At 69.0% G+C, this 23,452-nt stretch carries 22 protein-coding genes; 11 read left to right on the forward strand and 11 right to left on the reverse strand.

The genetic code is table 11. The annotated features are described in order from the left end of the window. Positions 1-14: 14 nt before the first annotated feature. Positions 15-1,046, reverse strand: a complete 1,032-nt coding sequence (locus ACIPV2_RS09405; RefSeq protein ID WP_400840592.1) for a hypothetical protein — start codon at positions 1,044-1,046, stop codon at positions 15-17. A 129-nt stretch (positions 1,047-1,175) separates the two neighbouring features. Between ACIPV2_RS09405 and ACIPV2_RS09410 the strand changes: the two genes are divergently transcribed. The 8 genes from ACIPV2_RS09410 to ACIPV2_RS09445 all read left to right on the forward strand — a co-directional run bounded on the left by ACIPV2_RS09410 (position 1,176) and on the right by ACIPV2_RS09445 (position 11,942). Further along, a complete protein-coding gene (locus ACIPV2_RS09410; RefSeq protein WP_400840594.1) occupies positions 1,176-2,207 on the forward strand; it encodes a Gfo/Idh/MocA family protein in 1,032 nt (343 codons plus the stop codon). 179 nt (positions 2,208-2,386) lie between these two features. Then, entirely contained in the window at positions 2,387-3,682 is a 1,296-nt protein-coding gene (locus ACIPV2_RS09415) for an extracellular solute-binding protein (protein ID WP_400840596.1), read from the forward strand. A gap of 79 nt (positions 3,683-3,761) precedes the next feature. Next, positions 3,762-4,778, forward strand: a complete 1,017-nt coding sequence (locus ACIPV2_RS09420; protein ID WP_400840599.1) for a carbohydrate ABC transporter permease — start codon at positions 3,762-3,764, stop codon at positions 4,776-4,778. Beyond that, positions 4,775-5,701, forward strand: a complete 927-nt coding sequence (locus ACIPV2_RS09425; protein WP_101187518.1) for a carbohydrate ABC transporter permease — start codon at positions 4,775-4,777, stop codon at positions 5,699-5,701. The genes ACIPV2_RS09420 and ACIPV2_RS09425 overlap by 4 nt, the downstream gene beginning before the upstream one ends. 1 nt (position 5,702) lies before the next feature. Further along, positions 5,703-7,142, forward strand: a complete 1,440-nt coding sequence (locus ACIPV2_RS09430) for a GH1 family beta-glucosidase (RefSeq protein WP_400840602.1) — start codon at positions 5,703-5,705, stop codon at positions 7,140-7,142. A 91-nt stretch (positions 7,143-7,233) separates the two neighbouring features. Next, on the forward strand, positions 7,234-8,268 hold the full coding sequence (locus tag ACIPV2_RS09435; RefSeq protein WP_400840604.1) for a LacI family DNA-binding transcriptional regulator: 1,035 nt from the start codon (positions 7,234-7,236) through the stop codon (positions 8,266-8,268). Between the two features lie 293 nt (positions 8,269-8,561). Continuing rightward, positions 8,562-11,246: a replicative DNA helicase gene (dnaB, locus tag ACIPV2_RS09440; RefSeq protein ID WP_400840606.1), complete on the forward strand. Its 2,685-nt coding sequence runs from the start codon at positions 8,562-8,564 to the stop codon at positions 11,244-11,246. Between the two features lie 48 nt (positions 11,247-11,294). Next, positions 11,295-11,942 (forward strand): LON peptidase substrate-binding domain-containing protein, encoded by a 648-nt coding sequence (locus tag ACIPV2_RS09445; RefSeq protein ID WP_400840608.1) that lies wholly within the window; start codon positions 11,295-11,297, stop codon positions 11,940-11,942. A 9-nt stretch (positions 11,943-11,951) separates the two neighbouring features. Here ACIPV2_RS09445 and ACIPV2_RS09450 read toward each other — a convergent pair whose 3' ends face one another. The 6 genes from ACIPV2_RS09450 to ACIPV2_RS09475 form a co-directional block, all read right to left on the reverse strand. Then, positions 11,952-12,449, reverse strand: coding sequence for a DUF427 domain-containing protein (locus tag ACIPV2_RS09450; protein WP_400840610.1), 498 nt, complete (start codon positions 12,447-12,449; stop codon positions 11,952-11,954). 38 nt (positions 12,450-12,487) lie between these two features. Further along, positions 12,488-13,261 carry an alpha/beta fold hydrolase gene (locus ACIPV2_RS09455; RefSeq protein WP_400840612.1) on the reverse strand — a complete coding sequence of 258 codons (774 nt, stop codon included), beginning with the start codon at positions 13,259-13,261 and terminating at the stop codon, positions 12,488-12,490. 55 nt (positions 13,262-13,316) lie between these two features. After that, positions 13,317-14,504: an AI-2E family transporter gene (locus tag ACIPV2_RS09460; protein ID WP_400840614.1), complete on the reverse strand. Its 1,188-nt coding sequence runs from the start codon at positions 14,502-14,504 to the stop codon at positions 13,317-13,319. A 106-nt stretch (positions 14,505-14,610) separates the two neighbouring features. Continuing rightward, positions 14,611-15,225 carry a DUF4328 domain-containing protein gene (locus ACIPV2_RS09465; protein WP_400840616.1) on the reverse strand — a complete coding sequence of 205 codons (615 nt, stop codon included), beginning with the start codon at positions 15,223-15,225 and terminating at the stop codon, positions 14,611-14,613. Between the two features lie 232 nt (positions 15,226-15,457). Continuing rightward, positions 15,458-16,096 (reverse strand): histidine phosphatase family protein, encoded by a 639-nt coding sequence (locus tag ACIPV2_RS09470; protein ID WP_400841792.1) that lies wholly within the window; start codon positions 16,094-16,096, stop codon positions 15,458-15,460. A gap of 81 nt (positions 16,097-16,177) precedes the next feature. Beyond that, on the reverse strand, positions 16,178-17,092 hold the full coding sequence (locus tag ACIPV2_RS09475; RefSeq protein WP_400840618.1) for a J domain-containing protein: 915 nt from the start codon (positions 17,090-17,092) through the stop codon (positions 16,178-16,180). Between the two features lie 35 nt (positions 17,093-17,127). Here ACIPV2_RS09475 and ACIPV2_RS09480 point away from each other — a divergent pair, with 35 nt between their 5' ends. Then, entirely contained in the window at positions 17,128-17,316 is a 189-nt protein-coding gene (locus tag ACIPV2_RS09480) for a hypothetical protein (RefSeq protein WP_101187529.1), read from the forward strand. A gap of 4 nt (positions 17,317-17,320) precedes the next feature. Here ACIPV2_RS09480 and ACIPV2_RS09485 read toward each other — a convergent pair whose 3' ends face one another. The 3 genes from ACIPV2_RS09485 to ACIPV2_RS09495 all read right to left on the reverse strand — a co-directional run bounded on the left by ACIPV2_RS09485 (position 17,321) and on the right by ACIPV2_RS09495 (position 19,425). Further along, the gene (locus ACIPV2_RS09485) at positions 17,321-18,118 is read right to left on the reverse strand and encodes an alpha/beta fold hydrolase (protein WP_400840621.1); all 798 of its coding nucleotides are present in this window, start codon (positions 18,116-18,118) and stop codon (positions 17,321-17,323) included. A 57-nt stretch (positions 18,119-18,175) separates the two neighbouring features. Continuing rightward, a complete protein-coding gene (locus ACIPV2_RS09490; RefSeq protein ID WP_400840623.1) occupies positions 18,176-18,373 on the reverse strand; it encodes a hypothetical protein in 198 nt (65 codons plus the stop codon). Positions 18,374-18,450: 77 nt separating this feature from the next. Then, complete coding sequence (locus tag ACIPV2_RS09495) at positions 18,451-19,425, reverse strand: DNA topoisomerase IB (RefSeq protein WP_400840626.1); 975 nt, start codon at positions 19,423-19,425, stop codon at positions 18,451-18,453. Positions 19,426-19,604: 179 nt separating this feature from the next. Between ACIPV2_RS09495 and ACIPV2_RS09500 the strand changes: the two genes are divergently transcribed. Next, positions 19,605-21,095, forward strand: coding sequence for an MATE family efflux transporter (locus ACIPV2_RS09500; protein ID WP_400840628.1), 1,491 nt, complete (start codon positions 19,605-19,607; stop codon positions 21,093-21,095). Positions 21,096-21,233: 138 nt separating this feature from the next. After that, positions 21,234-21,671: a hypothetical protein gene (locus ACIPV2_RS09505; protein WP_400840630.1), complete on the forward strand. Its 438-nt coding sequence runs from the start codon at positions 21,234-21,236 to the stop codon at positions 21,669-21,671. 16 nt (positions 21,672-21,687) lie between these two features. Here ACIPV2_RS09505 and ACIPV2_RS09510 read toward each other — a convergent pair whose 3' ends face one another. Then, on the reverse strand, positions 21,688-23,415 hold the full coding sequence (locus ACIPV2_RS09510) for an AMP-binding protein (RefSeq protein ID WP_400840632.1): 1,728 nt from the start codon (positions 23,413-23,415) through the stop codon (positions 21,688-21,690). Positions 23,416-23,452: the final 37 nt, after the last annotated feature.

The following is a 23,452-nucleotide window of genomic DNA, read 5'->3' on the forward strand; positions in this document are numbered from 1 at the left end:
CGGCCGCCCTCTCGTCAGTCAGGAGAGACGTCGGTGCTGCCCGCCGGCGAAGCCGGCAGAGCGGCATCCGCGGGGATGCCCGTTCGCGATGACACGTCGAGATCAAGACGGTCGGAGGAGGGACGGTCAGAGCTGGTGCCGGGCGCACCCCCGCTGCCGCCCGCGGCGGATGTCGGGGCCACGACTCCCGGAGAACTGGCGGGCGCCCCGTGCGGATCGCCGGAAGGCCCGGTCTGCTGAACGCTGGAGTCTCGCGGAAGCGTGACGACGGCTGCGCGCTCAAGGACGAGCGGGACGGATGCCCAAGACTGCGCTGTGGAAGCGGCCGCGGGAGGTGCCGTGGCGGGCACCGTGGGCACCGCCTCGGGCTCGACAGCGAGTCCGGCAGCGCTGTCGACTGCGGGGTTCGCAGCCTCGGCGAGCGGAAGATCCAGCTCGGGACGGTCGGCACCACCGGTGCTCGGGATGCCGGGCTTGAGCCCGTCGACGACAGGGTCGACCGTGCTGTCGATGACGGGCGGCACGACATCGAGAACCGTGTCGACACCGGTCGCGACCTCGTTCACGAGGTCCGTCGCGCCGAGTCCGTCGACGATCGAGCCCACCACGGGAACGCTGCTGACAGCATCCGTCACCGGGGTCACGATCGCACTGACCGGAGCCGATGCGACGACGTCCTCGACGGTCTGCGTCGCGCTCGAGACCGTGTCGCCGACCTTCTCGACCACCTGCGCCGCCGGAGCTCCGACGACGGGAACCGATGCCACGGTGGACGTCGTCTTCGTGACCGCCTTCTCGACGGTCGAGACGACCGGAGAAGCGACCTGCTCGACGGTCGAGGTCACCGTCTTCGCGACCGGAGTGACGACACCGCCCAGGGTGTCGCCGACGAGTGACGTGATTCCTGAAAGAGGCGCAGGGGGCTCGTCATCCGCTCGAGCCTCACCGGCTCCGAGCACGGCGCTGAGAAGCGCCCAGGCGAGCACGAAGAGCGCGCCCCAGAGGTACACCGCAGATCTGCGGACCCCTGTCGTCTCCACGTTCATGCTCAACCCCCGTGCAATCTGAGAAATCTCTGATCGTGTCCAGGACGATACCTCACGAGTGGGACATCGTCCACCCTCGCGCATCCGATGAGCGACGCGCTGGACAGAGGTGCGTTAGGTTCAGGACTCATGAATGCGCCTGCCCTCACCATGCCCGCTCCGCGCATCGCGCCGCTGAAGGGCGGGCCGGTTCTGCGATGGGGTGTCGTCGCGCCGGGCGGTATCGCGACCGACTTCGTGCATGCGCTGCACACGCACACCGACCAGCGGGTGATCGCGGTAGCCTCGCGATCGGTGGACCGCGCCCGTGAGTTCGCCAGGCGGCACGGCATCCCACGCACGCACGACGACTATGCCGCCCTCTACGGCGACGAGCAGGTGCAGATCGTCTACATCGCGGCTCCGCACAGCGAGCACCGGCGACTGGCAATCGACGCGATCGCCGCAGGCAAGCACGTGCTCATCGAGAAGCCGATCGGGCTCTCCGCCGATGAGGCGCGCGAGATCGCCGCCGCTGCCGGGGCTGCCGGGGTCTTCGCCATGGAGGCGATGTGGACCCGCTTCCTCCCGCAGACGGATGTCATGCTGCACCTGCATGAAGACGGTGTCATCGGAGACCCGCGGCTGGTCATCGCCGATCTCGGGTTCGCCGCCGACCCGAGCGAGGGCGGACGACTCTTCGACCCCACCCTCGGCGGCGGCGCGCTGCTCGACCTCGGCGTGTACCCGGTCTGGCTCAGCCACCTGTGGCTGGGCGTGCCGACCGGCGTCACCGCGCTCGGCACCCTCACCGACTCCGGCGTCGACCAGCAGAGCGCGCTCGTGCTCGACTACCCCGCCGATGCTCAAGCGGTGCTGAGCACGAGCGTCCGGGTGACGTCGCCGGGCGCGGCATCCGTCTCGGGATCGGGCGGCATTCTGCAGATCGACCCCTCGTTCGTCTTCCCCGGTGGCTTCTCTGCGCAGCGGGGCGATGCTCGAGGGCACTTCGCCGATGACTCCGGTCTGCGCCACCGCGACGGGATGGCGTGGCAGGCCGCCGCCGTCGCGCAGCACATCGATGACGGGCTCACCGAGTCGCCGCTGCATCCGCTCCGGACGTCGATCGAGGTCATGACGAGCATCGACGAGGCCCGTCGGCAGCTGTCCGCCGCAGGCTGACCACGACAACGGCCTCCCTGAGCGGGTCCGAAGTGGGCGCCATGGGAGCGCGCCCATTTGCCTCTTGACAGTGTCGGAATCCCCGGCGTAACGTGAACGCCGAAGCTGCTGGGAGCGCTCCCACGAGAACTGTGGGAGCGTTTGCATGCTTCGCCCGAAGCGCACACAAGGGAGTGACCGTGAAATCAGCACGAAGCAGGATCGCCGCATCCGTCGCCGGCGTCGCAGCCGTGGCCCTCATCGCCACCGGATGCTCGAGCGGAGGTGGAGCCGAAGCGAGCGACGACCAGATCACCCTCTCGATCACGACCTTCGGCACCATGGGCGTCGACGCGAAGTACGCCGAGTACATGAAGCAGAATCCGAACATCAAGATCGAGGCGACCAACCTCGAAGGCGGTGGCGCGGCCCGCGACGACGCCTACGCGAAGATCGCGGCCGGCACCGGCCTCAGCGACATCGTCGCGATCGAGGAGGGCTGGCTCGGCACGATCGCCGAGGTGTCCGACGCGTTCGTCGACCTGCGCGACTACGGCATCGAGGACGTCAAGGACTCGTGGCTCGACTGGAAGTACGAGCAGGGCACCACGGCCGACGGAAAGGTTCTCGGCGCCGGCCTCGACATCGGCCCCCAGGGCCTGTGCTACCGCGGCGACCTCTTCGAGGCCGCGGGACTGCCCAGCGACCGCGACGAGGTGGCCGCATACTTCGGCGGCGAGGATGCCACGTGGGATCGCTTCTTCGAGGTCGGCAAGGAGTACGTCGACAAGTCGGGCAAGGCGTTCTATCACAGCCCGCGATTCTTCTGGAACTCGTTCGTCAACCAGCAGAAGGAGGGCTATTACAAGAAGGATGGCGAGACCCTCAACATCGAGGACAATGATGTGCTGAAGGAGCACTTCGGCAAGATCGTCGAGGCCGAGAAGGCGGGCCTCGGTGCAGGTCTTCCCGGCTGGGAGGTCGGGCCCGAGGCCAAGGCCGGTGACTTCGCCGTCTACATGTGCCCCAGCTGGATGCTCGGCATCGTGCAGGGCTACTACGACGAGGGCACCACCGACAGCGGCTGGGACTTCGCGAACGTGCTCCCGGGTGGCGCGGCCAACTGGGGCGGCGCATTCCTCGGCGTCGCAGAATCGTCCGAGCACAAGGAGGAGGCGGCCAAGCTCGCGCTCTGGCTCGCATCGCCCGAACAGCAGGCATCCGCGTTCGAGAAGGCCGGGCCCTACCCCAGCACGATGGAAGGCCAGAAGCTGGTCGCCGATACCACCAGCCCCTTCTTCAATGACGCTCCGATCGGCCAGATCTTCGCCGAGCGCTCCCAGGGCGTGGTCGCTCAGGTCAAGGGACCGGAGGACTCCAACATCCAGGACAACGTCTTCGGACCGATCTTCGACCGCGTCAGCCAGGGCGAGGTCACCGATCCCGACAAGGCCTGGGATGCCGCCATGGAACTGCTCGGCCAGATCCCGAGCTGACTGACTGCCGGGCGGCTCGACGCACGCCGTCGAGCCGCCCGGGCATCCACCCGCACCTCACCCCGTGATTGGTTCAACGATGAGCAGCACAACCGGCAGAGCCGCCCGCACGGAACTCACGTTCCGGCAGAAGGTCAGTCGCTTCGACCACACCTTCTCCCCGTACCTCTACATCGCGCCGTTCTTCATCCTGTTCGCGCTGATCGGCGTCTTCCCCATCGCCTACACCTTCAACGTGTCGCTCTACGACTGGCACCTGCTGAAGGGCCAGGGCGACTTCGTCGGGCTGCAGAACTACGTCGACGTGCTGAACGACCCGTTCTTCTGGAACGCCTTCGGCAACACGTTCAGCATCTTCCTGCTCTCGGCGATCCCGCAGCTCGTCATCGCCACGCTGGTGGCCGCGCTGCTGAACCAGGCCCTCCGCGGGCGCACGTTCTGGCGCATGAGCATCCTGCTGCCCTACATCGTCGCGCCCGTCGCGGTGACGGTCATCTTCCTGCAGGTCTTCAACCAGTACCACGGGCCGGTCGCCGGCCTGCTCGAGCTGCTCGGCCTCGATCCGATCCGCTGGGCCTTCGATGTCTTCCCCTCGCACGTCGCGATCGCGAGCATGGTCAACTGGCGCTGGACCGGGTACAACGCCCTGCTCCTGCTCGCCGCCATGCAGGCCGTACCGCGCGACATGTACGAGTCGGCCACCATCGATGGCGCCAGCAGACTGCGCCAGTTCTGGTCGGTCACGATCCCGCTCATCCGTCCGACGCTGATCTTCGTCGTGATCACGGCGACCATCGGTGGACTGCAGATCTTCACCGAGCCGAAGCTCTTCGACGGCCGCACCTACGGCGGCAGCGACCGGCAGTTCCAGACGATCGTGCTCTACCTGTACCAGCTCGGCTTCCCCATGCGCGACTTCGGCCGCGCCTCCGCGACGGCGTGGATCCTCTTCCTCGTCATCATGCTCGTCGGGCTGCTCAGCTTCTTGATCACCCGAGCCGTGCGCACCGCCGACGAGAAGACCTCGAAGGTGCGCAAGAAGCGAGTTCCGTCCCCGACCCCGGTTCCGGTCAACACTCAGCAGGGAGCATCATGACCGCCCTCCTCACCCCCGCGCCGGCGCCGGAGACGGATGCCGGGGCAGAACGCCAACGCCGCACCGTGGCATCCGAACGACGCGCTCGTCGCGTGCGCGCCTATGAGCGCCCGGGGATGCTGACCTATGCCCTGCTCATCGCGTACTTCGCCGGATCGGCGTTCCCGCTGTGGTGGTCGTTCGTCATCTCCTCGCGGCAGTCCTCCGACACCAACCTCGTGCCGCCGGCGATCCTGCCGGGACCGAACTTCGTCTCCCACGCCGCCGAGGTGTTCGAGACCGTCCCGTTCCTGCTCTCGCTGGTCAACAGCGCGGTGATCTCCGGTGCGATCACCATCTCCGTCGTCTTCTTCTCGACTCTCGCCGGGTACGCCTTCGCCAAGCTGCGCTTCCGCGGCCGCAACGGCCTGCTCGTGACGGTCATCGCCACCATGGCCGTCCCGACCCAGCTGGGCATCATCCCGCTGTTCATGCTGATGGCGGAGTGGCGCTGGATCGGCACCCTGCAGGCCGTCATCGTCCCCGGGATGGTCACCGCGTTCGGGGTGTTCTTCATGCGTCAGTACCTGGTCGACGTCATCCCCGACGAGCTCATCGAAGCCGCGCGCGTCGACGGCGCGAGCATGTGGGGCACGTTCTGGCACGTCGCCCTGCCCGCCGCTCGCCCCGCGATGGCCGTGCTCGGCCTCTTCAGCTTCATGGCCGCGTGGACCGACTACCTGTGGCCGCTGCTGGCCTTGAGTCCGCGGAATCCCAGCGTGCAGACCGCCCTCGCGGCGCTGAGCGCGGCCGGAGGACAGAACCCCGACAACGCCCTGGTGCTCGCCGGAGCGGTGCTCTCGGTCATCCCTCTTCTCATCCTCTTCTTTGTCGCGGGCCGTCAGCTCGTGACCGGAATCATGCAAGGCGCAGTGAAAGGCTGATATGACCATCCAGATGCAGGCGCACACCAGAGACAGCCCCGACTACCGGGACGCAGGACTCGACTTCCCCGCCGACTTCCTGATCGGCGCCGCCACCGCTGCGTACCAGATCGAGGGTGCGGCCACCGCAGACGGTCGCGGGGCGTCGATCTGGGACACCTTCAGCGCCACACCGGGCAGGGTCGTCGACGGCGACACGGGCGATGTGGCCGTCGACCACTACCACCGGCTCGAATCCGACCTCGACCTCATGGCAGAGCTCGGCATCGAGGCCTACCGGTTCTCGATCTCGTGGCCGCGCATCCAGCCGACCGGGTCCGGCCCGGTGAACGAACACGGCCTCGCCTTCTACGGTCGCCTCGTCGACGGGCTGATCGCCCGCGGCATCCGCCCGATCGCCACTCTCTATCACTGGGACCTGCCGCAGGCGCTCGAGGATGCCGGCGGATGGACCAACCGCGAGACCGCCTACCGGTTCGCCGAGTACACCCGTCACGTCGCCGAGGCGCTCGGCGACCGCGTGCCCGTGTGGACGACCCTGAACGAGCCGTGGTGCAGCGCGTTCCTCGGTTACGGGTCCGGCGCGCATGCTCCCGGCCGCACCGACGGCGCCGCAGCGCTTCAGGCCATGCATCACCTGAACCTCGCCCATGGCCTCGCGGTGCAGGTGCTGCGAGAGGTCGCGCCGCACGCGCAGGTGTCGGTCACCCTCAACTTCCACGTCGTCCGCGGCGCGGACGGTCAGGACTCCGAGGCCGTGCGACGCATCGATGCCCTCGCCAACCGGTCGTTCACGCAGCCCATGCTCGTGGGCGGCTATCCCGCTGATCTCATCGAAGACACGGCGCAGGTCACCGACTGGCTGTTCGTGCGACCCGGCGACGCCGAGATCATCCGTCAGCCGATCGACTTCCTCGGGGTCAACTACTACTCGACCACTCGCGTGCGGATGTGGGACGGCGTGGCCCCTCGCGAGCGGGCGGACGGGCACAAGGACGTCGGCGGCTCGGCCTGGCCGGGCAGTGACGTCGTCGAGTTCCTCACGCAGGACGGGCCGTACACCGCGATGGGGTGGAACATCGCCCCCGACGGACTCGAGGAGCTGCTGCTGAGCCTCAGCCGCGAGCATCCGGGACTGCCGCTGGTCATCACCGAGAACGGCGCGGCCTTCGACGACGAGCGCATCGGCGACCGCGTGCACGACGACGCCAGACTCGACTACCTGCGCCGTCACTTCACGGCCGCGCACCGCGCTCTGCAGCAGGGCGTCGACCTGCGCGGATACCTGGTCTGGTCGCTGTTCGACAACTTCGAATGGGGCTATGGGTACAGCAAGCGCTTCGGCGTCGTGCACGTCGACTACGACACGCAGGAGCGCACCGTCAAGGACAGCGGCCTGTGGCTGGCGCGGCTCATCGAGGAGCACCGGATCCCGGAGTGAGACCCCGCGCCGCCGTGGCGTACGGTGAAGAGACCCACCCTCGACAGCGAGGCGCCCACGATCGCGCGGGATGCGCAGCAGGAGACGAAGAGTGACCATCAGAGCGTCTCGCAGCGCGCAGCCCTGGGTCCCGACCCTCGAAGAGGTCGCGGCGCTCGCCGGAGTCTCGAGCTCGACCGCGTCGCGCGTCATCAACGGGTCGCCTCGGGTCACCGAGAACACCGTCGCGCGGGTGAACGCGGCGATCGCGAAGGTCGGGTACGTACCCAATCGCGCGGCACGCAGCCTCGCTCGCCGCAGCACCCAGACCGTCGCCATGATGATCCCCGAGCGCACGGCCGAGTTCTTCGCAGACCCGTACTTCGCCGAGGTGATCCAGGGCGCCGCGATGTACGCGTCATCGACCGAGTACTCCCTGACCCTGCTCATCGAGTCGGAGAAGGATCCGGAGAAGACGCATCAGCTCCTCCGCCGCGGCAACGTGGATGGAGCGCTGATCCTCTCGCATCACAGCGCCTCGTCGTCATATCGCGAGCTGGCGCGCACCCTGCCTGTCGTCTTCGGGGTGCGCCCGCCGGGTGAGACGGGGGAGGAGATCCACGTCGTCGATGTCGACAACATCGCCGTCGGCGCGCTCGCCACCCAGCACCTCATCGATCGTGGCCGCCGGCGGATCGCCACGATCAGCGGTCCTCTCGACACCTCTGCTGGCCAGGAGCGGCTGCAGGGCTGGCGCGACGCGCTCACCGCGGCGGGGCTCGAGGGCGCCGGCAGCGAAGAGGGGGACTACACGCCGACAGGGGGAGCAGCGGCGGCACGCCGGCTGCTCGAGAGCGGCGGAGAGATGGATGCCCTGTTCGTCGCGTCAGCGCAGATGGCGGCGGGTGCGCTGGGCGTGCTCAAGGAGCAGGGGATCCGGGTTCCGGACGATGTCGCCGTCGCCACCGTCGACAACAATGTCTTCTCGACGAGCGCGTCTCCGCAGCTCACCACGGTCGATCTGCACACTGCGGGGAAGGGCGCGGCGATGATGGCCACCATCGTGCGTCTGATCCGCGGCGAGCAGCTCGGTGCGGAGTCGGCGCTGCCGTTGGACCTCGTGATCCGCGAGTCCACTGGGTCATGACGCGCGCGGCGCGCCCGAGCCGCATCCGCGCTTGACTTTCCCCAGGTTCTGCACATCAGGGCCGAGGCGGGCAAACCTTCAATCTCACGTTGAGGCGGAATTTCGTCCACAGGGTGGGGAACCGAAGAAAACCTGATCAGGTGCAATAAAATTCGTTGATGTTAAAACTGTCCACTGACTTATCCACATCCGTTCTGCACAGACACTCCAGAGTTCTTCGCACACTCTCCACAGAGTTATCCACAGGCCTGCTTGCATGGGGATAACTCGGCTCCTACCTTGGGGGAGACCGGATGTCGGTGGCGCGTGTTCTGCTTGTGCCCGAGGCCGACTACCCGCCGGTCGCAAGCGCCGGTGACGTGTGTTCAGTCGTGCCGGCCGGGAGGAGCACCGTGTCGATCGCAGATATCTCGAACGAGCGTCTGGGTAACTCCCGCGCCCCCGAGCGCACGCCCCCGCACGACCTTCTCGCCGAGCAGAGCGCCCTGGGCGGCATGCTGCTTTCGAAGGATGCTGTCGCCGATGTGATCGAGATGCTCAAGGGTGCCGACTTCTACGTGCCCAAGCACGAGCTGATCTTCGAGGCGATCCTCTCGCTGTACTCGCACGGCGAGCCCACCGACGTCGTCGCCGTCACGGATGAGCTGATCAAGACGGGTGAGCTGGGGCGCGCCGGCGGGGCCGACTACCTGCACACCCTCACCTCGATCGTTCCGACCGCGGCGAACGCCGGCTACTACGCCGGGATCGTGGCGGAGCGCGCCATCCTGCGTCGCCTGGTCGACGCGGGCACGCGCATCGTGCAGCTCGGCTACGCGGGTGAGGGCGATGCCGCCGACATCGTCAACAACGCCCAAGCCGAGATCTACTCGGTGACCGGCTCCGAGACGGCCGAGGACTACGTGCCGCTCACCGTCGCCGTCGACGCGGCTGTCGAGGAGATCGAGGCGGCCAACGGCCGTGACGGCACGATGACCGGCATCCCCACCGGATTCCGCGAGCTGGACGAGCTGACCAACGGTCTGCACGGCGGTCAGATGATCGTCGTCGCGGCGAGACCGGCTATGGGTAAGGCGCTGGCGCTCGACACCCGGCTGCCCACCCCTACCGGGTGGACCACGATGGGTGACGTGCAGGTCGGCGATGATCTGTACGACGCGCATGGCCGCCCCACACGGGTGGTGGTGGCGACGGAGATCATGGTCGAGCGTCCTTGCTACGAGGTCGAGTTCTCGGATGGCTCGGTCATCGTCGCTGATGCACAGCACCAGTGGGTGACCGAGACGCGCGCGACCCGTCGTTCGCCCGCTGGCGGATCGGTGACGGTGACCACCGAGCAGATCCGCGACACCCTCACCGTCGGAGCTGACGCACGAGCCAATCACTCGGTGCAGAATGCGGCCGCGCTGCGTGCGCCGGATGCCGAGCTGCCGATTCCTCCCTACGTGCTGGGCGCGTGGCTCGGCGACGGGCACAGCGACGGTGCGCGCATGACCAGCGAGACTGCGGAGATCCCCGGGCTCATCGCAGCCACTGGCATCCGCGCCGAAGCGCGCGGCAACATGCTCTACGCGCTGAAGCTCCCCACCCAGACGCTCGTGCGCGACTGCGAGGTGTGCGGCACTCCATTCACTGCACGTCATCCGCACGTGCGCACCTGCGGGCGCACCTGCGGACCGAAGAACAAGGGCGCCCACCCCGAGCGCCTGAGCTGCCCCGACTGCGGTTCGCCGTTCTCGGGAGAGGCGCAGCGATGCGCTGAGTGCTACCGCGACCACGGCTCATTCACGGCCCTGCTGCGCGGCCTCGGCGTGATCGGCGACAAGCATGTGCCCGCGCAGTATCTGCGCGCCTCCGTCAGCCAGCGCCGCGAGCTGCTCGCCGGTCTGATGGACACGGATGGCACAGTCGTCCGTGGCGTCGGCTCGTGCCAGTTCGCGGTGACGAACAAGCGGCTCGCCGACAGTGTGTACGAGCTGATCGTGAGCCTCGGATACAAGTGCGGGCGCACGTCCAAGCGAGTCCACGGGCGCTCCGAAGCGTCGTCGACCTGTTACATCCTCAACTTCTCCACCGTGGACGACGTGTTCCGTCTGGAGCGCAAGCGCCGTCTGCACGAGCAGGAGCGGCCGGTCAGCATCGCCCGCATCGGCCGTCGCTACGTCAAGGCGGTGCGTCCGATCGCGAGCGTGCCGGTGCGATGCGTGCAGGTCGACAACGCCGAACACCTCTACCTCGCCGGCGAGTCGATGATCCCGACTCACAACTCGACGCTCGCCCTGGACTTTGCGCGCGCGGCAGCCATCGGCCACAACGAGCCATCGATCTTCTTCTCCCTCGAGATGGGCAAGAGCGAGATCGCGATGCGCCTGCTCAGCGCCGAAGGCGCGATCCCGCTGCAGAACATGCGCAAGGGAACCCTCGACCCGCGCGACTGGACCACGGTCGCCGCGACCCGCGGCCGCATCAACGATGCGCCGCTGTACATCGACGACAGCCCGAACATGACGCTCGTCGAGATCCGGGCGAAGTGCCGCCGGCTCAAGCAGCGTGAAGGCCTGCGGCTGGTCGTGATCGACTACCTGCAGCTGATGACGAGCGGCAAGCGCGTCGAGTCGCGTCAGCAGGAGGTCTCGGAGTTCTCGCGTGCGCTCAAGCTGCTCGCGAAGGAGCTGCAGGTGCCGGTGATCGCGCTGTCGCAGCTCAACCGTGGTGCCGAGCAGCGCTCGGACAAGAAGCCCGCGATCAGCGACCTGCGTGAGTCGGGCTCGATCGAGCAGGACGCCGACATGGTGATCCTCCTGCACCGCGAGGCGGCCTACGACAAGGACATCCGTCCCGGTGAGGCCGACCTGATCGTCGCCAAGCACCGCAACGGCCCGACCGCGACGATCACCGTCGCCTTCCAGGGCCACTACTCGCGGTTCAAGGACATGGCTCCTGGTGACTTCGGTGGCGGAGGCGGCGACTTCAACTGATCGTCCCGAGCGAGTGACGCAGGTCGTCCGGAGTGGTTGACTGGCGCGATGGCAGCCACTGCGATGTTTCCGCTCGAGACGGTGCTGTTCCCGTACACGCCTCTCGCCCTGCGCGTCTTCGAAGAGCGCTACCTGAAGATGCTCGGCGCGGCCCTCGAATCGCACGACCCATCATTCGGCGTCGTGCTCATCGAGCGCGGATCCGAGGCCGGGGGAGGAGACACCCGTTTCGCCACCGGCACGATGGCGCGAATCGTCGAGGTCGCGGCGACCGAGCGCGACATCGAACTGCTCGTCGTGGGCGCGGAGCGCATCGAAGTGGGCGCCTGGTGGAACGACGAGGTCTACCCGACCGCCGAGGTGCACGCGGTCCCGGAACTGACCTGGGACCCGATGCTCGCACCGCTGCGCGATGAAGCCGAGAAGCACGTCCGCCGCGTGCTCACCCGCAGTGCGCTCACCTCCGGCAGCCGGTGGGATCCCAGCATCGAGATCTCCGACGATCCGCTGGAGTCCTCGTGGCAGCTCGCCGCGATCGCGCCGCTGGGGCCGATCGACCAGCTCGAACTGCTGCGCGCGACCTCCCTCGCCGGGCTGCTCGCTCGAACCATCGACCTCACGCTCGAGGCCGAGCAGATCCTCACCGCGACATTCGACGGCGGGGACGACAACGACGATCCCGGGCTCACCGCCTGATCCGAGGGGTCACCACCCCATCGAACCGGGTTCGCCCTTGAAGGGACCCCGGATGCTCGAGGTGATCCAGCCGCCGTAGAAGCGACCCGGTTGCGGTGTGACCAGCTCGTCTCCGACGGTGCAGGCATCCATGTCGCCCGCGTAGACCGCGACCCCTCCGGTGAGCGACTCGAAGCCACGCGCCGGGCGCGGGTAGGTCCACGCCCCTCTGCGCACAACCCGCCCTCCACCATGCACGTCGAAGTACGCCGCCTCGCCCTTGAACTCACAGAACGACGACCCCTCCGTCGGTATGAGCGCTCCGTCGACGAACGATTCGAAGGGCAGGTAATACACGGGAGGATGGCTGGTCTCCAGCACGCGTACCGCCCCAGTGGTGTCCGCGATCAGCACGCCGCCCAGGCGGATCGTCACCCGCTCGGGCACCGGCTCGACGCGCGGTGGGCGTGGGTAGTCCCACACCGACTCCTCGCCGGCGTGGATGGGATCGGGTACGGGCCGTCTCATACCGCGAGGGTACTCGTCCACCGCGGCCCGACCGCCCGTCAGACCCGCTCCGCGATGACCCGCGCGGTCGCCACCGGATCCGGGCGGTGCATGACCGACTCGGGCACGATCACCAGCTCGGCGCTCTCGATCTCCGCGGCGAGCCGGTCGGAGGACCCGACGAGGAACGGGAAGGTCTGCGCGCCGCGCAGCACGGTCACCGGCACATCGACGTCCAGCAGAGCGGCATCCGGATGCCGATAGCGCAGCGTCAGCCGCGCGTCGTACACCGTCGACTGCGCGAGCGGGGCGAGGGCGGTCAGCTGGCCGCTTGCACGGCCCGCCTCGATCATCTCGGCCGGCAAGCCCACGGCGTCGCGCTGGAACATCGCGATGGCGTCCTCGTGCCGCTCGGTGTCGACCAGCTCCTGCAGTCGTCGCGGCAGCTCCTCGCCCCAGCCCTGCCCGTCGAAGTCGATCGGCGGCTCCGACAGGAACAGCGCACCGGTCGGCACCCCGCGTGACGCCGCGAACAGGGCCAGGATCGCGCCCGAGGAGTGGCCGAGAACAGCTCCCACTCCACCGACCCCCGCGATGACGGCCGCCAGATCGTCGGCCTCATCGGTCGGCGCCGAATCCGGGCGATCACCACTGCCGCCGCGCGCGCGACGATCCCAGGTCACTGCGCGGAACCCCGCTTCAGCCAGCGCCTCCGCCAGCGGCGCAGCATCCGCCGCTGTCGACAGCGCGCCGTTCACGACGACGACAGCCGGTCCCGCCCCGGTGGTCGTGTAGGAGGTCTCGGTTCCGTCTGCAGAGGTCGCGATGCTCATGACGCCATGCAACCACCTGGGCGAGCCCAGCGCGACGGGTTCTCGATGCCCGGCCTCAGGCGATCTCGACCGCGGTGCTCTCCGAGGCCCGCGGCTCACGCGGCTTCCGCCGCGCCCACTTCACCGGCAGGTTCTCGCCGTCCCACACCTGGATGATGCCCCAGACGGCCGCCGTCACCGGCACGGCGAGCACGGCGCCGACGAGGCCGCTCAGGGCGGTGCCCACGGCCAGGGCGACGAGGATGACGAACGCGTGCAGCTTCATCGTGCGGCCCATGAGGAACGGCTGCAGCAGGTTGCCCTCCAGCTGGTTGACCAGCACGACGACGCCGACGACCAGCAGGGCGCTCACCCAGCCGTTCGCGACGAGGGCGACCAGCGCCGCGAGCACGCCGGCCAGCGTCGCACCGACGATGGGGATGAATGCCAGCAGGAAGACGAGCACCGCGAGGGGGATGGCCAGCGGCACCTGCAGGATGAGCAGACCGATCAGGATGCCGACGGCATCCACCAGCGCGACGGTCGCCGTGCCGCGGACGTACGACCCGAGGACGCCCACCGTCTTGTGGCCGATCCGGCGCGCGCGGCGCTCGCTCTCGCCGTGGAACGGTCGCAGCAGGAACTCCCACATCTGCGGGCCGTCCTTGAGGAAGAAGAACAGGATGGTGACCAGCAGCACGAGTCCGGTGACGAAGCTCGCCACAGCGCTCACGCCCGCGAGCGCACCGGAGCCGAACTGCGCGCTCGTGACGAAGTCGGTGAGCGTCTTGGTCCACTCCTCGATCTGGTCGGGGGTGAACAGCTGGAACGGCAGCGTGTCGGTCCAGTCGATCAGATGGTCGACGCCCTGCTGCGCCTGCGAGTACAGGTCATCCCACTGATCGCGAACGGCCCAGACGATCAGCCAGCTCAAGCCGCCCAGCACGATGACGATCGTGAGCAGCGTGATGACAGTCGCCAGCAGGTCGGGGATATGGTGCCGCCGCAGCCATTTCATCGCCGGGGCGAAAGCGCACGCGAGGATGAGCGCGATGGCGAGCGGGATCGTCACCAGGGTGAGGTACTGGATGACGAACACGATGCCCGCCGCGACGGCGACCACCAGGAGGATCTGGATCGAGCGGATGCCGAGGCGTCCGAATCCGTCGGCCCACAGGCTCCACGGGGCACGCGTCGCCCGGGGCTCCACGGTCGTCTGATCGAGCTGGATGCGACGGGGACGATCGCTGCGGAACAGGGCCATTCCGCGAGCCTAGATGCCGCTCACGTCGCACGGCGAGTGCTTGACCGCGCGCCGCTCATGCGGCACACTGCCGGACGCCCCGCACACCGGCCGCCGGGCGCTGTCTTCAGCGGACGCTCGGGTCGATCGCATCCGTGGTGCGCGCGACCAGCATCCAGGCCAGAGCGCTGGCCGCGATCCAGAGAACATCCCCGGCGATCGACACGTTCAGCGCTGCGCTCAGCTCAGGCACCGAATCCGCGGCGTTCATCATGTTGCTGGAGGCTACATAGGTCAGGCTCGAGGCGATCCACAGCGCCCACCACCCGCGGAGCAGCCCGGAGCTCACCGGTGCCTGCGACCCTCGGACGATGTCCTTGACGTTCTGGAACGGGAACCACAGCGCCACAACGGGGATGAACCACGACCCGACATGCCATCCGGGTGAGCGGCGCAGTGCTGCCGGCGGCACCGACGAGGCCGCGCGGTGCTGCCAGATCAGCCAGCAGACACCCGCGCCGATCATGGTGAGGCCGGTGACGCCGGAGAGCAGCAGCGTCACGGAGTCGTACATCTGCAGGCTCTCGAAGCCCGTCCTGCCCGACGCGAGCCCCCCGAGCAGCGAGATGCCCCACAACTCGACGGCGGCCGCGAGCAGCGTCACGACACCGGATGCCAGGATGAGCCAGCGCGTCGCAGCGCCGATGCCGCGCAGCGGTCGCAGACCGACCGGCTGAAGCATCCCGGGCGCAGCGTAGGGCGACGGGCTCGGTGAGCCCGGGTGAGCAGGAGAGCCGTAGACGGGGCCGGGCATCTGCGGGTATCCCGGATCGCCGTACCCGGGCACGGACGGCTGCGGGTGCGAAGAGCGGGAGGGCTCGCGTGACGGAGGAGGGGGAGTGACGTTGCTCATGGGGTCCTTCGGCTCGACGGTGCTCGAACAGTATCAGTCGGCCACGCGACGAGAAGGGCGCTCAGGACTCGGCGGGCTGCATGGGCAGGTGCGGGCCGTGGTTCCAGGCGAGGATCGCCGGCTGCTCGCGGGCGAACCCCAGCACCGAGACCGACCCGGCGTCGAGCGAGATCGACGCCGCGAACCGCGGCGCCTGGCGCAGGAACACCGCGGTGAGGATGCGCAGGTAGTGACCGTGCGCGACGAGCGCGACATCTCCGGATGCCATCGCAGGCAGCACCCTCGTCAGCACGCGCGATGCCCGGGCGGCGACCTCCTCGACCGTCTCACCCGGCGTCTCGCCGCGGATCACACCGTGCGCGAAGGTGGTCCAGTTGTAGCCGAGCTCCGCGCGGATCTCCTTCGTGGTGCGGCCCTCGTATCCGCCGTAGTCCCACTCCACGAGCAGCGGGTCGATCCCCGCCTTCAAGCCCGCCAGCTCCGCCGTGCGGCGCGCGCGCTGCAGCGGCGAGCTCAGCACGAGCTGGAAGTCGTAGCCGGTCACCAGCTCGCCGGCCGCCCGGGCCAGTTCCTCGCCGTGCGCGGTGAGCGGGATGTCGGTCAGTCCGGTGTGCCTGCCCGTGCGCGACCACTCGGTCTCGCCGTGGCGCAGCAGCACGAGCTTGCCCGACGGGGCATCCGGAGCGGGGTGATCAGGCATCGGGTCGACGGCATCCACGCTCTCACCGTAACCCCCACGACCAGATCCCGGCACGGGCACCCGGTGCTCCCTCGCGCGACATCACGGCGAGAGCACGCGCACGCTGTGCGTCAGGCGGCTGCGGACGTCGAAGGCCTCGTTGCCGCCGAGCACCCGCGCCCCAGGCACCCCGCCGCGCAGCACCGTGCGCAGCGCGCTGCGGCGCACGACGACGACCGGCACGCCGCGAATGGCACCCAGTGGCGTCACGGCGTCGTCGAGGTCGTCGTCGGGGAGGATGAGGATCGCACCGCCGAAGCGCACCCGCGCAGCGCGCGCGACGGTCCGCATGCCGGCGAGCAGATCGCGGATCGGCGTGGCCGCCCCGACGGCGCTGCCGATGACCTCGCCCTGCCGGAACCGGACCGGCCCGCCGAAGTCCTCGGACATGAGACCGTACAGCCCGCTCGGGCTGAGCACGACGTGGTCCAGCTTCCCGCCGTCGTCCTCGCCGGTGGCGACGTCGTGCCAGGCCGTGAACCCGATGCCGAGCTCCTCGATCGCCGACGCCGTGACCTCCTCGGCCAGTGCGTCGGCCAGCATCCGTCGGGCCTCCCATGACGCCGCGCGCACCACGAGCGGGTCGTAGGCCTCGGCCTCCGTCACCTCGTGGCCGAGCTGGTCGGCGAGCAGCGCCCGGTAGCGGCGACGGCGCCACGCGCCCGCCTGTCCGTGGGACCGTCCTCGCGGGTGGGTGCCGGTCGCGCCAGGGGCCGCGGGGCGTGCGGCCCAGGATGCCGCTCCTCGTCCCCGGTCGTACGCGGCGCGGGCTGCTGAGGTGCCGACGAGCTCCCAGGCCTGCTGCACGCGGACGAACACCGCCGCATCTCCGCCGGTGTCGGGATGCGTCTGGCGCAGTCGGAGCCGGTAGGCGCGGCGCAGCTCGTCGTCCGAGACGGTGGCTGCGACTCCGAGAAGCTCATACGCGGATGCCGAGAGCGGGCCGTCGAAGGTCACCATCACACGTTAGACGCATCTTCTAGGCTGAGGACATGACCAAGAGCACCCTCTGGACCATCGTCGGCGTCGTCGTCTCGGTCGTCATCGCATTCTGGATCGTGAACGTCCTCTTCTCGCTGATCTGGTTCATCGCCAAGCTCGCGATCGTCGCGGTGGTCGCCGTGATCGTCTTCGCGGTCATCCGCACGCTGATGGCGCGCTCGAGCGGCGAGCGGCGCTGAGCGCTCAGCCTCTGAGAAACTCCAGCGCGGCCAGGCGGAACGCCTTCGCCCCCGGGGCGTTGAAGTGGTGTCGACCGGGAATCTCGAAGAACGTCGCCTGCGCAGCGGCCTCGGCAAGCCGCCGCGAGCCCTCGAGCACTGCATCCTGCGCACCGGTGGCGAACAGCACCGGCTGCTGCGGAGCGTGGGCGGGATCGGGGTCGATCGAGCGCGAGTCGCGCATGCCCTCGGCCAGCGCGAGCAGCGCGTGCATGTCGTTGCCCGCCACGCGCTCGGCCAGCGTGATGTAGCTCTGCGTCACCGGGTCTGCGACGGGAGTGCCGTCTGCGGCGTACCGGCGCACCTGGTCGGTGTCCAGCCGATCGAGCGGGATGCCGTCGGGCACCCCGCCGAGCACCGCCCGCTGAATGCGATCGTCGAGATCCAGCGCCACCTGCCAGCCGACCCGCGCTCCCAGCGAGTAGCCCGCATACAGCGCCTCGTCGACGAGGAAGGTGTCGAGCACCGACTCCACGTCGCGGGCGAGGTTCCGCACCGTGTAGCCCGCGGAGTCGTGCGGCTTCTGGCTGGCGCCATGCCCGCGCTGGTCGATGCCGAGAACGCGGAATCCTTCGCGTTCGAGCATGCGCACCCAGCCGGTGTGCACCCAGGTGTCGGCCGTGCTCGATGCGAATCCGTGCACGAGCACGACCGTCGGCCCGTTGGCATCACCCCACGAGTACGTCGCGAGGGCGACGCCGTCACCCACCTCGACATACTGGGGCTCGGGCGTCGTAGAGAGCGCGGAGAGGATGTCGACCACCCCTCCATCATGCTCCTGCCGGGCCGTCGACGGCCCGCTGCGCTGCGGCGGCGGGTCTCAGCCCTCGGCCGGAGACGGGTGCCCGGTGGTGTCGGGATCCGGCCGCGTCGTCGGGTTGTCCGGGTCCTCGCCCTCGGCCTGGCTGGGGTGATCACCGCCGCCCGAGCGGCCGCTCGTGTCGGCGTCCTCCGTGCCCTCATCGCGGTGGCCGAGTTCCTCGGTGCCGATTTCCTCGGCGGACATGTCGTCGTTCATCGCTCCTCCTTCGTATGCGGACTTGTGCAGGCGACGTTAGCCTCGGGCATCCGGCGTCGCCCACCGGGTTGACAGCCTCAGGAGAACAGCGTCACGAGCTGTCCTTCGACCCGCCGAGAAGGGTCGACGACGACACCCTCGTCGTACAGATCGAACACCCGTGGGTCGATGTAGCTTGCGCGCGCGACGGTGGGAGTGTTGCCCAGGGCGGATGCCGCGACACGCACCGCCTGGGCGGCCGCACGAGAGCGCGCGGTGGCGGTCGGCTTCAGGCCGATCTCGGCCAGTGCCACCGCGGCGGAGATGGTGCCGTGCAGCGTGCGGAAGTCCTTCGCTGTGAAGTCGCCTCCGGTGCGCAGCCGGACGTCGGCGTTGATGTCGGCGGCGCGAAGCGCGTGCCAGGCGGCCGTGCGGGCCGTGTCGTCCTGCCAGCTCAGCAGCAGCGAGCGACCGCCGCGGCGTTTCAGTCCGGCGATCAGCACGGCGAGATCGGGGTCGTCGACCTCGGACTCCCAGGGCTGGCCGCTCTTCCCCGGGAAGCGCAGCTCCACGATCCGGCCGCCGCGCACCCGGGCGTGCGATCCGCGAAGCGTGACCAGCCCGATGCTGCCGTGCGCCTTCGCGTACTGCTCCGACCCGACCCGCAGCAGGGCCGAGTCGAGCATCCGGAACGCTCCCGCGAGCACCCGAGGCCGGCCGAACCCGTCCGTGCGCAGGTCGCGGGTCACGCCGCCGCGGGCGGCGGGAAGCACCTCGGCCAGCTGGAGCATGCGATCGAACTTCTCCCGCGCCATCCGCTCATGCCACGCCGGGTGATAGATGTACTGGCGCCGCCCGGCGGCATCGATTCCGGTCGCGAGGATGTGTCCGTTCGCGTAGGGGCACATCCACACGTCAGTCCATGCGGGCGGCACGACGAGCGCGCGCAGCCGCTCGAGCATCGCCGGGTCGTCGACAGCGGCACCGTCAGGGCCGAGGAACCGATAGCCGCGCCCATGACGCAGGCGCCGGATGCCGGGGGCGTGCGGATCGCTTCGACGCAGGCGGGTCATGCATCCGGATTACCCACCGAAGCCGACCGTCGGCAAGCCCCTGGCGGCGCATCACGGAAAGAAGTAGACGCCTCCGTGTCGATCTTGTCGAAACGATTCGATAGAGTATCGGAGCGGCGCCGTGACGATCCATGGTGCCGCCCTCTTTTTGCCGGCACCTCCTCATCCCCCGGATCATCATGGCCACCACCCTCATCACTGGCCGCCCCTGGCGCGTCATCCTCCTCTTCTCCGTTCCCCTGCTCATCGGCAACGTCGTGCAGCAGCTCTACCAGTTCGTCGACACGATCGTCGTCGGACGCCAGCTGGGCGTGAGCTCGCTCGCCGCCGTGGGCGCGACGGGCAGCCTGATCTTCCTCGTCATCGGCTTCGCGTGGGGTCTCGCGAGCGGCTTCGCCATCCCCACCGCTCAGGCGTTCGGGGCGGGGGATGCCCGAGGTGTGAGCCGCTCGGTGGCCACGGGCACGGCGCTGACCGCGGCCACCAGCGTGATCCTCACGGTGCTCGGACCGCTCATCGCACGACCGTGTCTCGAGCTGCTGCAGACGCCGCCCGAGCTGATCGCCGAGGCCACCGCCTTCACGCAGGTGACCTTCATCGGCGGCAGCACGATCATGTTCTTCAACTATCTGGCGGCCATCATCCGCGCGGTCGGCGATTCGAGGACCCCGCTGGTGTTCCTCACCATCTCGTGTGCCCTGAACGTGGGGCTCGTGATCGTCATGGTCGGCCCGCTGGGCTGGGGTGTCGCCGGTGCCGCCTGGGCGACCGTGGTCGCGCAGGCGATCTCGGTGGTGCTGTGCCTGGCGTACCTGTGGCGCAGGCTGCCCGTGCTGCACGTGCACCGCGACGACTGGAGGATCAGCCGCGCCGACGTGCTCGAGCATCTGCGGCTCGGCCTGCCGATGGGATTCCAGGCGTCGATCATCGCGATCGGCACCCTCACGGTGCAGGTGGCGCTGAACAGGCTCGGCGCCGATGCGGTCGCCGCGTACACCGCTGCCTCGCGTATCGACGGCATGGCGGTCGCCGTGCTCGCCTCGCTGGGTCTCGCGTCGTCGATGTACGCAGCGCAGAACCTCGGTGCGCGCCGCCCCGACCGCATCCGCAGCGGCACGATCCAGGCGCTGGGGATGGCGATCGTCGCCTCGGTGCTGCTCGGCGCCTTCATGATCGCGTTCGGCGCATCGGTGGTGCGTCTGTTCGTCGGCGAGGGATCCGACCGCGTCGTGGACCTCGCGCATCAGATGCTGATCATCAACGGGGTGAGCTACTGGACGCTCGGCACGCTGTTCGTGCTGCGTGGCGCGCTGCAGGGGGTCGGACGGGTCGCCGTGCCGACGATCACCGGAGTGATCGAGCTGGTCGCGCGCGTGATCGCTGCCCTCGCGCTGGGTGCGATGTGGGGATTCGTGGGTGTGGCGCTGAGCAATCCGCTGGCCTGGATCGGTGCGGTGGCGCTTCTCGTGCCGGCCTATCTCTCCGCGCATCGCGCGTTCGCCCGCATGCCGGTCGAGCCGGTCGAGACCACACTGACCACGCCGGTCGCGGTGGTCAACCCCGCCGAGGGTGCTCAGCTGGTGGATGCTGTGTTCACCGGCCCGGCGCCGGTCGCCGCCGCACGTCTGAGCGCGCTGCGTCTTCCCAGGAGGATACGGCGCCCGCGCTGACACGGGCCGTTCACCCGTCATCCCTCAGGATGATGCCGAATCGTTCCCCGGGGGGACGCACAATCCGAATCTCCGCGCGTAACCTGGCTGTCACGAGCACGCCGCGACGCGGGGTGCGGATGACCGGGGGGTCGGGGAATGTCCAGTCTTGCAGTGGCCAACACGCTGGCATCGGTGCTCGTGCCGATCGGCAATGCCGGTGCGGTTCTCGCCATCGTCTGCTCGCTCGTCACCGCCTTCGCGCTGGCGCGCGGCGCCGCAGGGCTGGCGGGCGGTGGCGGGGGCGTGTGGATCCTGGGTGCGATGCTGAGCCTCTGCGCATCCTTCGCGTCGGTGTGGACTCCGGTCATCGTGTCGGTGGGCGCGCTCGCCGCGGCCTTCGTGGTCGGCACCGTCGTGCGCGTGCTGCTGCGCCGCGTGACACGCGCAGCCACGCCGGCATCGGTAACCGCCGCACCGGTCATCTCCGCAACGGCCCAGTCCGCGCCGGCCGAGCCGGCTCGGCACGACTCGGCACTCCCGGTGCGCGGCATCCAGACGCGAGCGATCACCGAGACGGTTCGCGTCGCCTCCTGATCGTGCGCAGCGCCGGCTATCGGTGATCGCGATCGAAGCGCTGCCCGGCGCTGTCGCCGGATGCCACGCGCTCGGCTTCCCGCGCGCGCAGCTCCACCCGGCGGATCTTGCCCGAGATCGTCTTCGGCAGCTCGGGCACGAACTCGATGACGCGCACCCAGAGATGGGATGAGAGGCGCTCGCGCGCGAAGGCGAAGATCTGCGCGGCGGCGTCGCGCTCGGCATCCGGACCCTCGACGGCGTCCGCTCGCAGGCAGACGTACGCCTTGGGCACCGCCAGCCGCGTCTCATCGGGGCTCGGGACCACGGCCGCCTCGACGACGAGATCATGCTCGAGCAGCACGGACTCGAGCTCGAACGGCGAGATCTTGTAGTCGGATGCCTTGAAGACGTCGTCGGCACGGCCGATGTACGTGAGGTAGCCGTCGTCGTCGCGTACGGCGATGTCGCCGGTGTGGTGATAGCCGCCCGCGCGGGACTCGGCTGTCTGATCGGGGTCGTCGTAGTAGCCCGCCATCAGGCCCAGCGGGCTGTCGGCGAGATCGAGGGCGATCTCGCCTTCGCGCTCGGTCGGCTCGCCGGTGACCGGGTCCAGCAGCACCACCGGGTACCCGGGCAGCGGCCGTCCCATCGATCCGTCCTTGACGATCTGACCAGGAGAGTTGCCGATGCACGCGGTCATCTCGGTCTGCCCGAATCCGTCGCGGATGGTCGAGCCCCACGCCTCGCGCACGCGCGCGATGACCTCGGGGTTCAGCGGCTCACCGGCTCCGACGAGTTCGCGCGGCGGGTGGAGCAGGCGAGTCAGATCGGCCTGGATCAGCATCCGCCACACCGTCGGCGGAGCGCAGAACGTCGAGACGTGATGGCTGTCCATCACCTGCATGAGGGTGTTCGCGTCGAACCGCTCGTAGTTGTACACGAACACGGTGGCCTCGGCGAGGAACGGCGAGTAGAAGCTCGACCAGGCGTGCTTCCCCCAGCCGGGGGAGGAGATGTTCAGGTGCACGTCGTCCGGCTTCACCCCCAGCCACCACATGGTGGAGAGGTGCCCGATCGGGTAGGACTCGTGCGTGTGAGCCACCAGCTTGGGCCGGCTGGTGGTGCCGCTGGTGAAGTAGAGCAGGGCCGTGTCGGATGCCGGGGTCGGTCCGTCCGGCTCGAAGCTCCGGTCGGCATCGCGCGAGGCGGCGAACGCGTGCCAGCCGTCCGCTGCCTTCCCGACGCAGATGCGCACGACCTCCGTGCCGCTCGTGCGCACGGCGTCCGTCACCCGTTCGGTCAGCGAACCGAGCGCGATGACCGCACGGGCGCGGCCGTGTGAGATGCGGTACGCGAGATCGGATGCCGAGAGCAGGGTCGACGTGGGGATCGCGATCGCCCCGATCTTCGTGATCGCGAGCATGATCTCCCACAGCTCGATCGTGTTGTCCAGCATCACGATCAGATGATCGCCGCGCCGGATGCCGAGGGTGCGCAGCCAGCTGGCGACCTGGTCCGAGCGGGCAGCGAGCTCTCCGTAGGTCCAGCTGCGCAGGGAGAGGTCGGCCGACACGATCTGCACCGCCGGCCGGTCGGGCCTCTCGCCGGCGACGACGTCGAACCACTCGAGAGCGAAGTTGAACTCGTCGACCTGCGGCCACGAGAACCCGGCGCGCGCTCCGTCGTAGTCGTCGCCATGCGCGAAGAGGAAGTCGCGCATCTCGCGCACTGCCATGGTGGCGGCGGTTGCGGCTCGGGTCATCGGAGGCTCCTTCGCTCGGTCGGCCCTTCCATGATGG

Source organism: Microbacterium sp. NPDC089987, from assembly GCF_044748505.1.
GTDB lineage: Bacteria > Actinomycetota > Actinomycetes > Actinomycetales > Microbacteriaceae > Microbacterium.

Coding starts and splice junctions, on each gene's coding strand:
- ACIPV2_RS09405 (WP_400840592.1), bottom strand. CDS start 1,046: ATGAACGTGGAGACGACAGGGGTCCGCAGATCTGCGGTGTACCTCTGG.
- ACIPV2_RS09410 (WP_400840594.1), top strand. CDS start 1,176: ATGAATGCGCCTGCCCTCACCATGCCCGCTCCGCGCATCGCGCCGCTG.
- ACIPV2_RS09420 (WP_400840599.1), top strand. CDS start 3,762: ATGAGCAGCACAACCGGCAGAGCCGCCCGCACGGAACTCACGTTCCGG.
- ACIPV2_RS09425 (WP_101187518.1), top strand. CDS start 4,775: ATGACCGCCCTCCTCACCCCCGCGCCGGCGCCGGAGACGGATGCCGGG.
- ACIPV2_RS09430 (WP_400840602.1), top strand. CDS start 5,703: ATGACCATCCAGATGCAGGCGCACACCAGAGACAGCCCCGACTACCGG.
- dnaB (WP_400840606.1), top strand. CDS start 8,562: ATGTCGGTGGCGCGTGTTCTGCTTGTGCCCGAGGCCGACTACCCGCCG.
- ACIPV2_RS09445 (WP_400840608.1), top strand. CDS start 11,295: ATGGCAGCCACTGCGATGTTTCCGCTCGAGACGGTGCTGTTCCCGTAC.
- ACIPV2_RS09450 (WP_400840610.1), bottom strand. CDS start 12,449: ATGAGACGGCCCGTACCCGATCCCATCCACGCCGGCGAGGAGTCGGTG.
- ACIPV2_RS09455 (WP_400840612.1), bottom strand. CDS start 13,261: ATGAGCATCGCGACCTCTGCAGACGGAACCGAGACCTCCTACACGACC.
- ACIPV2_RS09460 (WP_400840614.1), bottom strand. CDS start 14,504: ATGGCCCTGTTCCGCAGCGATCGTCCCCGTCGCATCCAGCTCGATCAG.
- ACIPV2_RS09465 (WP_400840616.1), bottom strand. CDS start 15,225: ATGCTTCAGCCGGTCGGTCTGCGACCGCTGCGCGGCATCGGCGCTGCG.
- ACIPV2_RS09470 (WP_400841792.1), bottom strand. CDS start 16,096: ATGCCTGATCACCCCGCTCCGGATGCCCCGTCGGGCAAGCTCGTGCTG.
- ACIPV2_RS09480 (WP_101187529.1), top strand. CDS start 17,128: ATGACCAAGAGCACCCTCTGGACCATCGTCGGCGTCGTCGTCTCGGTC.
- ACIPV2_RS09490 (WP_400840623.1), bottom strand. CDS start 18,373: ATGAACGACGACATGTCCGCCGAGGAAATCGGCACCGAGGAACTCGGC.
- ACIPV2_RS09495 (WP_400840626.1), bottom strand. CDS start 19,425: ATGACCCGCCTGCGTCGAAGCGATCCGCACGCCCCCGGCATCCGGCGC.
- ACIPV2_RS09500 (WP_400840628.1), top strand. CDS start 19,605: ATGGCCACCACCCTCATCACTGGCCGCCCCTGGCGCGTCATCCTCCTC.
- ACIPV2_RS09505 (WP_400840630.1), top strand. CDS start 21,234: ATGTCCAGTCTTGCAGTGGCCAACACGCTGGCATCGGTGCTCGTGCCG.
- ACIPV2_RS09510 (WP_400840632.1), bottom strand. CDS start 23,415: ATGACCCGAGCCGCAACCGCCGCCACCATGGCAGTGCGCGAGATGCGC.